Annotated in this window: 12 protein-coding genes and 1 tRNA gene; 4 read left to right on the forward strand and 9 right to left on the reverse strand. The window is 32.6% G+C overall.

Features of this window, described 5'->3' with window-relative positions; genetic code table 11:
- Positions 1-48: 48 nt before the first annotated feature.
- The gene (locus ACQH6S_RS08890; RefSeq protein ID WP_425364540.1) at positions 49-1,866 is read right to left on the reverse strand and encodes an AAA family ATPase; all 1,818 of its coding nucleotides are present in this window, start codon (positions 1,864-1,866) and stop codon (positions 49-51) included.
- A gap of 400 nt (positions 1,867-2,266) precedes the next feature.
- On the opposite strand from ACQH6S_RS08890, the gene ACQH6S_RS08895 reads away from it, so the two are divergent.
- Positions 2,267-2,908, forward strand: coding sequence for a hypothetical protein (locus ACQH6S_RS08895; protein ID WP_425364541.1), 642 nt, complete (start codon positions 2,267-2,269; stop codon positions 2,906-2,908).
- 11 nt (positions 2,909-2,919) lie between these two features.
- Here the strand turns inward: ACQH6S_RS08895 and ACQH6S_RS08900 are convergent, their stop codons facing one another.
- The 6 genes from ACQH6S_RS08900 to ACQH6S_RS08925 form a co-directional block, all read right to left on the reverse strand.
- Positions 2,920-5,808: a DEAD/DEAH box helicase gene (locus ACQH6S_RS08900; protein ID WP_425364542.1), complete on the reverse strand. Its 2,889-nt coding sequence runs from the start codon at positions 5,806-5,808 to the stop codon at positions 2,920-2,922.
- A gap of 54 nt (positions 5,809-5,862) precedes the next feature.
- Positions 5,863-6,012 (reverse strand): hypothetical protein, encoded by a 150-nt coding sequence (locus ACQH6S_RS08905; RefSeq protein ID WP_425360130.1) that lies wholly within the window; start codon positions 6,010-6,012, stop codon positions 5,863-5,865.
- Positions 6,013-6,243: 231 nt separating this feature from the next.
- On the reverse strand, positions 6,244-7,164 hold the full coding sequence (locus ACQH6S_RS08910; RefSeq protein ID WP_425360129.1) for a HaeIII family restriction endonuclease: 921 nt from the start codon (positions 7,162-7,164) through the stop codon (positions 6,244-6,246).
- Entirely contained in the window at positions 7,164-8,183 is a 1,020-nt protein-coding gene (locus ACQH6S_RS08915; RefSeq protein WP_341759483.1) for a DNA cytosine methyltransferase, read from the reverse strand. Before ACQH6S_RS08915 ends, ACQH6S_RS08910 begins: the two co-directional genes overlap by 1 nt.
- A gap of 28 nt (positions 8,184-8,211) precedes the next feature.
- A complete protein-coding gene (gene leuS, locus ACQH6S_RS08920; RefSeq protein WP_425360128.1) occupies positions 8,212-10,755 on the reverse strand; it encodes a leucine--tRNA ligase in 2,544 nt (847 codons plus the stop codon).
- A 47-nt stretch (positions 10,756-10,802) separates the two neighbouring features.
- A complete protein-coding gene (locus ACQH6S_RS08925) occupies positions 10,803-11,324 on the reverse strand; it encodes a DUF3576 domain-containing protein (RefSeq protein ID WP_425360127.1) in 522 nt (173 codons plus the stop codon).
- Between the two features lie 25 nt (positions 11,325-11,349).
- Here ACQH6S_RS08925 and ACQH6S_RS08930 point away from each other — a divergent pair, with 25 nt between their 5' ends.
- On the forward strand, positions 11,350-11,556 hold the full coding sequence (locus ACQH6S_RS08930) for a palindromic element RPE2 domain-containing protein (protein WP_425364543.1): 207 nt from the start codon (positions 11,350-11,352) through the stop codon (positions 11,554-11,556).
- Positions 11,557-11,640: 84 nt separating this feature from the next.
- Here ACQH6S_RS08930 and ACQH6S_RS08935 read toward each other — a convergent pair whose 3' ends face one another.
- Positions 11,641-11,976, reverse strand: coding sequence for a type II toxin-antitoxin system PemK/MazF family toxin (locus tag ACQH6S_RS08935; protein WP_094649278.1), 336 nt, complete (start codon positions 11,974-11,976; stop codon positions 11,641-11,643).
- Positions 11,966-12,190: an AbrB/MazE/SpoVT family DNA-binding domain-containing protein gene (locus ACQH6S_RS08940; RefSeq protein ID WP_094649279.1), complete on the reverse strand. Its 225-nt coding sequence runs from the start codon at positions 12,188-12,190 to the stop codon at positions 11,966-11,968. Before ACQH6S_RS08940 ends, ACQH6S_RS08935 begins: the two co-directional genes overlap by 11 nt.
- Before the next feature lie 1,098 nt (positions 12,191-13,288).
- Between ACQH6S_RS08940 and ACQH6S_RS08945 the strand changes: the two genes are divergently transcribed.
- Together ACQH6S_RS08945 and ACQH6S_RS08950 are read left to right on the forward strand one after the other, a co-directional pair.
- Positions 13,289-13,365: transfer RNA gene (locus ACQH6S_RS08945), tRNA-Ile, on the forward strand.
- A gap of 30 nt (positions 13,366-13,395) precedes the next feature.
- Positions 13,396-14,484, forward strand: a complete 1,089-nt coding sequence (locus ACQH6S_RS08950; protein WP_094649280.1) for an LptF/LptG family permease — start codon at positions 13,396-13,398, stop codon at positions 14,482-14,484.
- Positions 14,485-14,489: the final 5 nt, after the last annotated feature.

Genomic DNA, 14,489 nt, shown 5'->3' on the forward strand with positions numbered 1-14,489 from the left:
CCCAGTCAGATACCAAATTGCTTATTATACAAGTGCTTACGCTCATCATTAGAGCTTCGTTACCTCATATTGCAACTCCATATTTTTTCCACAAAATGCCATCGAAATTTTTAATATTTGTTTTACATGTGAATGCTCTTTTATTTTACTATCATATTTTTTATTAATAATTTGTTGTAAACCAGATTTAGCTATATCTGCTAGCTCTTCTGAGGATTTAGCGATTTTATACTCGATAATCATCGCTTTATCACCTTTGCCAATTTTTGGAATCATCATAACGTCGGCTCTGCCATCCCCTGATTCTTGTTCACTTGATATTATATAATTAGGAGCTAACATATTAACAAAGCCGAGCATAAAGCCACTATAAAATAATTCGGCTTTTTTCTCTCCTGTTTGGTGAAAACTAGTAGAATTAAGTAACAATTCCTGCAGACGCTCTTTAAACGCCTCTATTTTACCATCTGGTAATAGAGTAACAAAAGAATAATAGCCAGAATTATCAATTCTTATTTGTTTAGTAACCCATTGTAGCATTCTTTTTTCATAAATATATTTCACCTCGTAGTTAGGAGCAGATAAATCATAAATATCTCTTTCTGGCATCTTGGTAGTTGTATTTAGGTAGCCACTAAATAATAATAAGCTAAACAACCCTTCTGGTTGGTTGATATCAGCAAAATTTATATGTTTAGTGATAGAAGAAGTAATCGTTTTACCTGCAACTAAAGCCTGGATATTTTGTTGCATCTCGTCTGAGAGCAGTACATGATCAATCCAATCAGTCCCACCACTATCAATCCAATAATGATCAAGCTTGCCTTTACTTGCCAAACATTGCATAATCGACCATGGATTATAAATGATTTCTCCGCCAAAATTATAGCCATTATACCAATTTTTAATTTCTTCTGGCTTTGTAGTGGTTGGTACTTTAGTTAATAATTCATCAACTTCTGCTTGAGTAAACCCGTAACTGTTAGAAAATCTTTCATCTAGTAAACTACATTCAGTTAAATTATTCAAATCTGAAAACAAATTAGCCTTAGCAACACGCAATATACCGGTAATGATGCCTTTTTGTAATGAATCATTGGTTTTAAGGCTATTGCCAAATATTGCCCGGAATAGAGCTAATACTTCCTCAAACTCTTCTAGATTATTGCCAAATTTCATATAGGCACTATTAATTGGCGTATCATATTCGTCAATTAGTATGTAGACTTTTTGATTAAAATGTTTATAAAGTAAATCGCTTAGAAATTTCAAACTATTCTCAAGTTCTACTTTGTTAAATTCTCCAGAAAAATATCTAGTTAATTGTTTCTTTTGTGCATCATTTAATAAATTTTCCTTATCTGTTAAATAAGTCTCCAAATAACGATAATTACTAAATAACTGTATTACTTGATAATTGATTTTACTTTCAATTTCCTCATAACTACTACCCCTAATCCCCTTAAAACTTATAATAATAACTGGAAATTGACCTTGATAGTCTAGAAGAATATCTGGATACTTAGATATTTTAAGTGGTTTAAGCAACTTTTTTCTACCACTTGCTAATCCCAAATCCACCTCTCCACCAGCAAATAGTTTATAGTTCACTCTTTGTTCTTGTGGTATAGGATTGCCATGTTGATCTACCTCTATCTCAAAAAATCTCCGCACCATATCCATATTCAAGCTCTTCCCCCATCGCCTTGGACGGGTGATTAAGGTGACTTTACCACTATCTTCTAACAACTCCTTGATCATTAGACTCTTATCAACAAATATGTCGCTATTAATCAACAAATCGTAGAAGTCATCGGTACCAACAAACATTCTTGGCTGATAATTATTGTGGGTTTGTTCTTTCATACTTTACTCAATCAACTAAAATTCACTCTTATGTCTAAATAATTTATGACAACTCATGAACATGTTATTTAATCATAACTTGCTTATATATTTCATTATAACATAATAATAACTTGCACTAACTATTTATCAGTAAAAAATTATAAATTTTTTAACTTCTTATCCAAAATTCGCGTAATAAAGTATTTTAGGGATTTTTTTGTCTAAGGAGTCGTAAGAAAATAATGTGTATAAATTAAATTCTACCTACAACTAAAATTATATAATCATTGTATAATTGCCACTAAACTAAATATTTCACTAATTTTTTATAAAATACACTTTACATACCAAAATATATTGTATACCTTATAAAATATATGGGTTTTTAGAAATAATATAGCAACCACAAATTAGGTTTTTGATATTGTTATTTCGTAATATTCAATATAATCTCACTAGTAAGCAAAATAATCTTGCAACATTGCAAAGCAAACTTAATGAACAACAGGCTTTAGTAAGCAAAATATACGAATATTTAAGCGATTTTCAGGATAATCCTACATCTAATACAAGAATGGTGGAAAATGATCAACTAGCTGCCAAGTTGGTTGGTGAACTAACACAATTAAATTTGAATGAAGTTGAAAATACTGAATTTTGGCGACCGTGGCAAGATAGACATTTTGATGTTCCAGGACAGATGGCATATGATATGTATGGTTTTGGAAGTTATACAGATATGCTTTCATCTCTTTCTACAGAAGGTCAATCACATCTTTTGCTTACAATACACGACACACCTGAAGTTATTGCCAATCTAAAACAAGTAGTAATTGCATCTTACTCAAATATTTCTGCAAAACAGATAGGAGATAACATAGGCATAAGTTATCCAAGTGGAACCTTTCATATTAGAGACACAGAAGTTTATAATGTGTACAGAATACATTACAATTACCAAGAGCCTGCACCAGAAGTTGCGGATAGTATTTTAAACGAAATAGCCCTAATACTTGAAATAATTTCGGAGATTAGTTCATATCAATTCCCCAAAAATTGACTACAATAGACTTAATTAATTCTACTGTCTAGCTCACGGAATACTCCAACTTCTTTCCATAAGTCCCTATTTCCTATAACATAAATAACTTCTTTAGCACGGGTAACTGCTACATTTAAGATGTTAGGAAATTTGCCTACCCATACTCGACTGCCATCTTGGTCTGATCCTTGTGCCCCTAATACTAAAATTACCGCTTCAGCTTCTCGACCTTGGACAGTATGTATTGTTCCAACTCGCTCATTAAGCCAAGAATAGATATCTGTAGTTATCCAAGATTTTAAAATATGACTATCTTTTATAATTTTGCGTAAATTATTCGCAACAACTCTAAAAGGTGTCACAATATACAGATTTGGCTGTATTCCAGCACTCTTTAATGTACCTAATAGTTCAAGTACCTTTTGCCCTTCTTCTGGACACCACTTATCTGACGCTTCTCCTTTAACATCAAACCATTTAGAAGAACCAAGACACTTATGTATTGCAGAGCTGCTATCAGAACTCTTGGCGTGAACCATAGATTCTCCATAAGCAATTATATTAGAAATATCAAACATAGGATTTCCACAACGTCTATGTACTAGTAAAGGCACACCAACCAAACGACTTCCGTGCTTAGTATCAAATTCATAAATATATGAATTTGCAAAATCTGATAGGGTCTGCACTGATGCTTCTGGGGCATTGAAACGTTTTGGATCTACTGAAAATTGTTTACATATACTTTTTGTTAAATTGTCAGGTAAATCAACCACTGGTTCTATTTGTAGAGGATCCCCTGTCACTATAACACGTTTTGTTCTCATTATAGCCCCTACAGCAGCTTGCGGTAAAGCCTGCCCAGCTTCATCAATAATAAGCCATCCAAGAGAATTGGCAGGGATATCCTTTAACATTTTCTCTACAGATGCAAAAGTTGTTGATACACTAGGAACTACAAGGAAGAAAGATGCCCATAAGTCTAGTAAAAAATCAGTGGTGCTTTTATCTATTACGTTAAAAGAATCCCTAAAAATTTTCATCATAGCTCCAAGGTTATGATGTAAAGGTTTGGCTGCTGCATCTATAAATGCTTTATGTAGTTTTATAGCGGAAATAAATACCTCATCGCGTAATAATTGTGTCTGTTCGTTACACCATGGGGACACTAGGTGCATTTCTTCAGAGGATTTTGTAAATAAACTACTATCAATCAAATGATTTTCAAATTCTTTAGAGGATGTTACAATCTTTTTCTTTTTATAATTAAGACGAACAATCTTTTGCCTTTTTTCTCTCCAGGCAAGAAATGAAGGAGTGTTTAGAATACACCAAATAATATGTGGTTTTAATTTATCATGTTTTAATAAAAAATCTTCTGGATCCTCTACCTTTCCTAACTCTTTTTCTAAATTTTCTAACTCTTCAACTAAATTTCTTGTTTCTTGTAATTTAGAGAGTTCATCTCGACTTGCTTTTAATGTTTTTTCAAAATTTTCTTTAGCTTCTTTCCAACGTTCTAAAGCTTCACTATGACTAGACGGTGGGTTATTTTCTTCAATAATTTTAGGGTATATAGTTTCAATGATTTCATGACTATCTGGATCTTTAATCTCGAATTTCTGCGGTTTTCCATTTATTTTTGCTAAATATGTTGAAAAGCTAAAATCCTTATCCCACCAAAATTTTTCATTAAAATTCTTACAATTAGTCATATTGCCAAGTACTGCTGCAATCAACCCCCAACTTCCACCTCCAAGTAATGAATCAGATAGAGCTTTAAAATAACGCAGATCATTTGCATTATCGGCAATGGCTTTTAAACTAGGTAATTCAGTGCTAATATTTTCAACAGCCTTATTGTTAGATGAGGCGATTAATATTTCAAAACCTTTTAGTCTTTCATCTAATTTGTAAATCTTGAACCACCCCTTTCCGGCTTGTATTTTTTCCCCTGAATCAATAAAAGCTTGTTCAGGATCAACAAAATTCAGTAATGCTTCTGCTCTTTCTGCAACTAATTTTGCCACAATATCACGTAATAAAGTTGTTTTTCCTGTTCCTGGTGGTCCATTAATTGCAAGAATTCCACTGTCTTTTAGTTCAGTCATAGATAAATTAACTGCAGCCTGTTGAAGTAATACTAAAGGATGTCGTCCTAATCCAGGCCATCTTGCTGAAGGAATGTTTTTAGGGGAAAGAATATTTTGTAAAACAGTCTTATCTAGGATATTTTGACGTTTTAGGTCATTCACACCTAAATATTGTAAGAGGTTTTTTGAAGCACTTGAAGCACTTGAAGTATCTTGGTTTTGAGCTAAAGTATTAGCAATTAAAGTACTAGCTTTTGCTAAATCATTTAGGTAAAAGCTGTTAAGTAATACAGTCTTAGTAGGACCATCTTTTTCACTTGATTCAGGGTCATCTTTTTTACTTGATTCAGGGTCATCTTTTTTACTTGATTCAGGGTCATCTTTTTTACTTGATTCAGGATCACCTTTTTTTCTTAATTCGTAAGTTCGGAGAGCAAATTTTTTATTTATTAGCATTTCTGCTGATATACCATAAATATTATTAGTAAGGTAAGTATAAGCCTCATCTATCATTATTTTATTCAAGGGAAGCTCTTTACCATTTTCATCTTTTTTACGTAAGATTCCATCAAAAGCTATTTCCATTTTTTGTTTAACTAATGCCCAGTCCCTTAAGTTTTCAAGACTATTTTTTAACGCTTTAGGAGCACCCCATGCAAAACTTGATAAATTAACAGATATATCATTTTTAAGAAGACAACCATGCTGATCTACAGTAATTACCCCTGTAATGGCTTCTCCTGATACTTGTTTTGATTCGACACTTGTATCACCATATTTTTTAACTAAAGCAGAAAATACACTCTGAAGACTAATCGAACCCATTATTATTTGATAGAATAATTTTTTCTCAGGAGGTACTTCTTCGCCACCATTCTCCTATGGTAGTCCATTATCTAATAAAGCAACTAAACTTTTTTCTCCTCCTACTAGGTCTTCTGCTTTACAAAATGTTCGAGGCGACAATACTTCCAAAACAGTCCAAGCTGATAAGACGTTACTTGCTTCTTGCATAGTTAATGGTTTCATTTTGTTAGTAATTTAATGTTCTAAGAAATCTGCCCAGCTTATTTAAGCATGTATGCATTTTAGAAAATATATCGCCAACTCGTGTAAAATAATAATAATTTAAAAGTTTGGTTGTAAAACTTTTGATTATTCCTTATATTTGTAACTTAATAGTCTCACACCACGATATTTACTATTTTCAAGGGTATTATGATAATCTTTCTTTTTTGCCAAAATTCTCCTGTAATATAATTATAAATCAAAGGTTTGCTGATAAATCTCATTTGCTGGCAAACCAATAGCAGTTATATCAAATTTAAGAGATGGAATTACTTTGCTTTCTGCATTGTGGATTCTAAAGTTAATGCTATAACCACGGTTAAATACAATGGTTTTTGAATATTGACCACCATTCTTATTGTTTATTGTATTAATACATGTTGGATGCTTTGTACGCTTGGTAGATAAGGTATTATTCAAATTAAACCCTTGCACAATAATCCGTTTTTTTCCTTCTCTAATAATTTTGTAAAAATCAAAACGTCCCATGATAAAAGATATAATTGTCTTACAAAGTTCAATTTCTTTTGTCTCGCTGATGGCACACACCCTACTTATTTCATTGCTCCATGCATCCAATATTGGCCAATAAAAGCGAGATGGTTTATCAATAACATCCCTCCATAACGCAGTTCCATTAGAATCATTTTTAATTTTAGTTAACTCATCAAAGATTGCTGTGGCAGTGATCCAATATTCATCACTACAACCTGAATCATCAATACCCCATTCTTTAATAAAGTTAGCTGTTCTTGATAATCTTGGGTGTTTTAAGGCTTTGTGATTATTTTTACAAGATATGCCGAATGTTTTGCCATTTATTGTTATCAATACATCACGTACATCCCCCTGCTTACCTGCAATATCACTATTAAATGAAATTAATCCATCGTTACCAGATTCAAAGAAGGTCTTTTCTTTCAACAGAATATGCTCAATGGCAATAGTAGCTGCATTTAGCAAATTAGATTTTTCCTTATCTGCTATTTTATAGAATGCTTTTTCATTAATTTCTGAGTAGACATTTTCTTCAATTGACATATTTGTTTGTAATTTAAGTACTAAGCCTACCGCCCACTCGAAAGCTCTGCCATTGTTTGTTTGTGTAGCCATTAGCCCTCCAAATCTTCTCTAATTGTTTTGGCTACCCAGTACGCCAAATTTACTGGTACAGCATTGCCAATCATTTTATAGCCGTTTCTGATATTGGTATAAATGAACTCATAATCATCCGGAAATGCTTGAATTCTGGCACATTCTCGAACGGTTAATCTTCGATATTTATTTTCATGACCAGGAGCGAATTTTCTTAATTCTTGTCCATCAATTTTTATCATTTTAGGAGCTTGTGGGTGAAATGGAATATGCCTATCTGTTGCCAAAATAGTAAATGATTGTTCATCCCAACCTCGTACTCGATTTCTTGACATAAAAATTGGAGAATAGCCCGAATCAATTAGCTCATGATTCTTAACTTTTTTGGTTGTTCCAACTTTTAGATTAGCTAAATCACCTATCACCTGTTTTAAAGTAATTTTGGTTCCCAAAGGTTTAGGAAACTCAAATTTTTTGTTCAAAGATTTGTGATAGCCAACTATAAAAACACGTTCACGATCTTGGGCTACGCCATAATCACTTGCTTTTAACAACTTCCAACTAACCTCATAGTCTTCTTTTTTGAACATATCTATGATATTCATAAAGGATTCAATATTTCTTGAATGAATTATTCCATGAACATTTTCTGCAACACAAAATTTTGGCTGCACATGTCTAATAACCCGGATATATTCGTGAAATAATTGCCCCCTTAAATCGTCAAACCCACGCCTAGCCCCAGCTTCTGACCACGATTGACATGGCGGACCACCAATAACACCTATTGCATCGACTGGAATATCTTCATCTGGAATATCCAAAATAGAACGCCCGTCAAACTTTGATTCAGGAAAGTAGTTTTGATAAGAAGGAGCAATTGTTTTATCATATTCGTTTGCCCAAATTGTCTTAAACCCAGCTTTTTCAAAACCAATATCTATACCACCTGCACCAGCAAATAATGAAACAAGAGTAATATTTGACGCATATTTTTTTTGCTTTGCTGTTTTAACTGTAGCATCTTTTATTGACATTGTCTTTCATTCAATAGTTATTTTTTATTCACACCACGATATTTACTATTTTCGAGGGTATTATGATAATTTTCTTAGGCTCTTTATCGCTTAAATGTTTTTGTATCTCGGGTAATTGCATTACCATATTCTGAATCTCAATATTGCTCGTTACGTTGGCAAATTCTTGTGTAGCTCTCAGTTTGCCATTAACTTGGATAGCCATGGTATAAGATTCTAGCTCCAGCAATGATTCATCGAAAGAAGGCCAGGAAGTTTGATATAATCTTTCCTTACTACCTAATTTTTGCCAAATTTCCTCTGTAATATGTGGAATAAATGGGTTAAGTAACATAATCAAGACTCTAAACCCCTCTTTAACACTATAGTCAATTGATGAATTGACTATATTAACATTACCTTCTCTGCCCTTAGATACTTCATCTGACAAAGCATTAAATAGTTCCCGCATTCTTGCTATGGCTTTATTTAGCTTAAAATCCTTTAATTCTTCGGTAACATGTTTAATAGTATAATGGGTAAGCTTTGTTAATTTATTTGATTTATTACTAGAACCTTCCGTTATTTCACTATTAATTAGTATTTCTGCCATATTTTCTAGTTTACTAATAAAACGAGAACAGCCTTCAAGACCATTTGACGACCATTCAAAATCTTTCTCTGGCGGACTATCGGAGAGGACAAATAGCCTAATAGCGTCAGCACTATGGTTGGTCAATATTGATTCTAAATCCACAAGATTCTTTTTGGATTTACTCATTTTTTCTATTCGTCCTTGAACTACTTCTTCTCCAGTATTTTTATTAATCCACTTATCAGACTGTTTTATTACCTCATCTGGGTAAAGCCAATTATTATTAGCATCTTTATAAGTAGCATGTAGAACCATACCCTGAGTTAGCAAATTATTAAAAGGTTCACGAATACTAAGATAACCTTGTTCGTTCATTACTTTGGTAAAAAACCTGGCATAAAGAAGATGCATTACTGCATGTTCAATTCCACCAATATACTGATCAACAGGTAACCAATAATCACATACTTGCTTGTCGGTTATATCTTTTGCTGCCACGTTACAATAACGGATGAAATACCAAGAAGACTCAAAGAATGTATCTAACGTATCAGTCTCTCGAATAGCTTGTTTTTGACATTTTGGGCAATTAGTATCTTTCCAAGTAGGGTGAGAATCAAGAGGGTTGCCATTTCCATAAAATATAACATCGCTTGGTAGAGTTATTGGTAAGTCTTTTTCAGCTACCGGCACAGTTCCGCAAACTGAGCAATATATTATTGGGATAGGACAGCCCCAATATCTTTGTCTAGACACTCCCCAATCCTTCAGACGGTAGTTAATAGTACGTTTTCCTAAACCACGTTTTTCAAATTCTTCTATAGATTTTTGTTTAGCATCCTGAACAGTAAGATCATTCAAAAAGTCTGAGTTGATCATCATACCATCACCCGTGTAAGGTTCCGAGTATACGTCCATTTGAACATCTTGGTTAATTAGTACCTGCTTTATTGGCAAGCCCATTTTCTTTGCTAATGCATGATCTCTTTCATCATGAGCTGGACATCCAAAAACCGCCCCAGTACCATAATCCATTAGTACAAAATTTGTTATTATGACAGGAATAATAATTGTCGAATCAAATGGGTGAATGGCAAAAAGGTTAGTATACACCCCTTCTTTTTCAGCTTTATCTACTGCAGCATTAGTGTGTAATTGTGAACATTTTTCAATAAACAACACCATATCGTTATTTTTATCCACTAATTGCCCAACTATTGGGTGATTATAGGCTATTGCAACAAAACTTGCTCCAAAAATAGTTTCTGGTCGAGTAGAGAACACTTCTATATTAGTTTGATGATCTTTAATTTTAAAAGTAAAATTTGCTCCTTCCGATTTACCTATCCATTTTTCCTGCATAGATTTAACAGAATCAGGCCAAAATTCCAGTTTTGAAATTTCATTTAATAGCTCTTCAGCGTAATTAGTAATTTTTAAAAACCATTGTTTTAAATATTTTTTTTCAACTAAAGCACCTGAACGCCATCCACGACCATCTACTACTTGTTCATTAGCTAAAACAGTCTTATCAACAGGATCCCAATTTACTAAAGATTCTTTTTGATAGGCTAAACCTCTATTATAAAGTTCTAAAAAGAATTTTTGTTCATGCTTATAATAATCTGGATTACAAGTTGTTATTTCTCTCGACCAATCATATGAAAAGCCAATTGATTTTAGCTGATCTCGCATAGTTGCAATATTTGAATAAGTCCAATCTTTAGGATTAGAGTTATTATTAATGGCAGCATTTTCTGCTGGCAAACCGAAAGCATCCCAACCCATGGGATGCAATACGTTATAACCTCGTGATTTCATAAAACGAGCGATGCAATCTCCAATAGAATAGTTACGTAAATGTCCAACATGAATTTTCCCAGAAGGATAAGGTAACATTTCAAGTACGTAATATTTAGGCTTATCGCTGTTGTCTTTTGCAGCAAAAGCTTTTTCTTCAAGCCAAATTCTTTGCCATTTTTTCTCAATATTTTTCATAATTTACACGTTAGTTATTAGTATTTTTTAGTAAGTATACTATAACATTATTTTTTCCCTGCACTAATATATATTTCCCTAGCTTTTCGTAAAATTTTATCTTCTATGTTATTAGCTAGCTCTGAAGTAGTATGACTATCTAGCCATTGACCATTTTTAAGTGTTTGTTCAAATATTCTTACTTGAATTGCATCCGGACTAATAACGTTATCCTTTATAAAAATATTTATTTTAAATCGAAAATCTGCTTTTCCTTTTGGACTATACCATTCAGTAATAATAACTCCGCCGATTGAATCGCTTGAAGCAAGAGGGACAAAATTTAAGGTTTCTATAGAAGCTTGCCATAAATATTTATTGATATTACCTATCTCTGTTTTGGTAGATTCATTTTTGATTCTACCTGGTCTAAATATCAAACCTTCTCCTCCAACTACCGAGCCCATTTCTTCCATTTTTCTTTCTTGTTCGCTTTTTGGGTATTTTGAATCTCTAGCAATTGTCAAAGTTGGAAAAAATAATAAACTTGACATTACACCAATCATGGTTCTTTTAAAATGTTCTTTCATAAATACTATATTTTTATAACTATTGTTGTTTGTTTTAGATAGCTTACTGATAGTCAATTCAGGAGAATTTGGGGCTAGGAGCGATGGAGCGACGCCTATAAGTAATAGGCGAGCATTGAGCGACAACGTCACCAACTTCTCATCAATTGACTATATCACTTTCCATCCTAAACTCAATCTAATATTAGGTTGTAACTCCAAGAGATATTTACTCTTTAATTGTGACTTTTAAATTGCCCTGTGATTTGAACCAGGACATTTTCAACATCAATTAAATTTCAGTAGCTAACCAGTTTGTTCAATGGCAAATATAGTATTAATAACTCAAGTACTTTTTTATCTTAATAAAAACCGATTCTCTATCTTCATCTGCCAAATAACCTAATTTTCCTGTTATAAGATCGCAATCCAAAGAGAAAATTTTAATTCTAACTTTTGATGGTGAAGGGAGACCTGCGATTTGAAGATTTGTAATTATTATATCATCTTGCCAACTTGTTTGTTTAGCACTTGTGATCATAGCTAGTATACAATGATTGTAATTTATTTGATATTCACTTGATGATATTACTAAAGCTGGTCTCTTTTTAATCGCTGCTTTATCAGTGAAAGGAAAAGAAACTTTAATTACATCAAATTTATTATAAATCATGATATGCTTCATCATCTTCTGGCGATAACCATTCAGGGAGTGATTTAGATAAAGAATCTAGATACTCATAATCAGTATAAGGTAATTTCTGTACCATGACCTTACCTCCTTCAATTTTAAACTTTACTCTATCACCTTTCTCTAAATGTAGGAAATTCCGTATCTCGTAAGGAATAGTAGCTTGATATTTTTCAGTAACTTTTGATGCCAACATAAATTTATAAAAATAAGTATACTACATACGTAATACTAACACTCCTAGATAATTTATACAAATAATAATTTAAAATTTAGGTTATTTAGTTTTTCTATATTAATCAATTCATTTGCAAAGTTATTAGGGTTACAGAGGAAAGATATAGTTAATTCAGGAGGAGTTGGAGCCACAACTGTTGAAAGTTAGAAGAGGAAGCGGTTTTAGACCGGATAGTTTAAAAGTCGTATGTGGTCAACGTCATTGCGAGAAAGACCGTAGGTCGACGAAGCAATCCATAAAAGTAACCAAAGATGGATTGCCACGACCACTACGTGGTCTCGCAATGACAGAAAACCTATCTAAAACCCGCTTTACCTTCTAACTTTCAACAGTTGTGGAGTTGGGGCTAGGAGCGATGGAGCGACGCCTATAAGTAATAGACAGAGCATTGAGCGACAACGTCACCAAATTCTCCTGAATTAATGACTATACCATATCATTGTCCAAATTACCAACAGAAGTAGAACTCGGCAAAAGGTCTAATTTAGAAAAAGATTCGCAATAAAACGAACAATTACCTTGTTACAAAACGCGGACATTTTAGAATGTTATTGACACTATGAAATATTTTACTAGACTTAGAACGCTAATAATTATATAAAGCTTAAATAATCATTATATAGTCAATTCAAGAGAAGTTGATGCTAGGAGGCTGCCTGCAATAACTAAAGTAATTCTATATTTGGCTCTTTTTGACTGCGAATAAACATGATTTTTTTGAAATAGGTACACTATTCCTTCATAAATCATATCTATTCTCGCCGAAAAATAGCTCAAAATATAATTAATCAGTTATCGTAGGTAGCCTCCTAGGAGCGATTCCTATAAGTAATAGGCGAGTGACAACGCATAAGCGTTAGTTTAAGAAAATAATAATTGAAAAACCGTCATTGCGAGGAGACCGTAAGGTCGACGAAGCAATTCAAAAAAGTGATTAAAAATGGATTGCCACGCCACCTACAGTGGCTCGATAATAGACAATTTTTCTACTTTATTTTCTTAAACTGACGCCTATGAGTGACGACGTCACCAACTTCTTACTAATTGACCATAAAGGGGCCTGTAGTTCAGTTGGTTAGAACCCACCGCTCATAACGGTGTTGTCGCAGGTTCAAGTCCTGCCGGGCCCACCAAAAATCAATAGGTGAACGGTTTATTTTAAAATGATTAATTTTAAAACACTTTCAATTTACCTGTTCAGACTATATTGTAGCTATTTCATTGTTATATTAGTTCTGCTTATTGGGGTTTTTACTCTTTCAAATATCTTTGATCTTTTACAGCAATCTAAAGCTGTATATATCCCAACGCATTCTTTTTGGAAACTTGTATTATATAAAATACCTTACTTGGTTAATGAAGCGGCTTCTCTGCTCAGCTTTATTGCGATGTTACTTTTTCTAAGAAGATTAACTAAACATAACGAATTAATAACCATTTTATGCAATGGTATCCATATTTGGCGGGTTATTGCTGTTCCATTTTTTGCTGCGATCATTCTTGGTATAATACTAATAACTATATGCAACCCTATTGGTACATTCGGTCTACAAAAATATGAATCTTTAAAAGCCAAGCTGTTTAAAAATACATCGACTAACCTTATAATATCAAAATCTGGTCTATTATTTTTTGAGAATTATCAGGGCAAAAAAAGAATCGTTCAGGCTGGGTCTATTGATATAGTGAATAATAAGTTAAATAAGGTTATTATATTATTCTTGGATAATGAAAATAGCTTCTTAAAAAGAATTGATGCTCAATATGCTATTTTAATTGATAATAATTTTGAATTAACTTCTGTAAAACTTTCGGATGCTAATAACTTCAAGCAATATGAGAATTTTGCCATTCCAACAAATTTGTCAATAAATAACTTACTAAATAGTTTTATAACCCCTGAAATGATTGCTATTTGGGATTTACCAGATATAATTCAGCAATTAGTAAAATTTGGCTTACCCATAACTAATTATCAGATTTATTTCTATAAACAGTTATTTAAACCTATAATTATGGCTACTACCGTAATTTTAGCAGCATGCTTTTTTAGCCTCAGGCAACGTGATAATTCTCAGGAAAAAATTTTAGTAATTGGTTTATTTTTAGGTTTTATTATTTATTCTTTATTAGAGGTGTTGTTTAAAATACTTGCATATAATGCAACTCCTCCTTTCTTAGCTATTTTATTACCAAATATATGTATATTATTTTTCAGTAATTTTGTTATTATGCATTCTAAGAAAATTTGATATAT

It is taken from the genome of Candidatus Tisiphia endosymbiont of Mystacides longicornis (assembly GCF_964031095.1).
GTDB lineage: Bacteria > Pseudomonadota > Alphaproteobacteria > Rickettsiales > Rickettsiaceae > Tisiphia.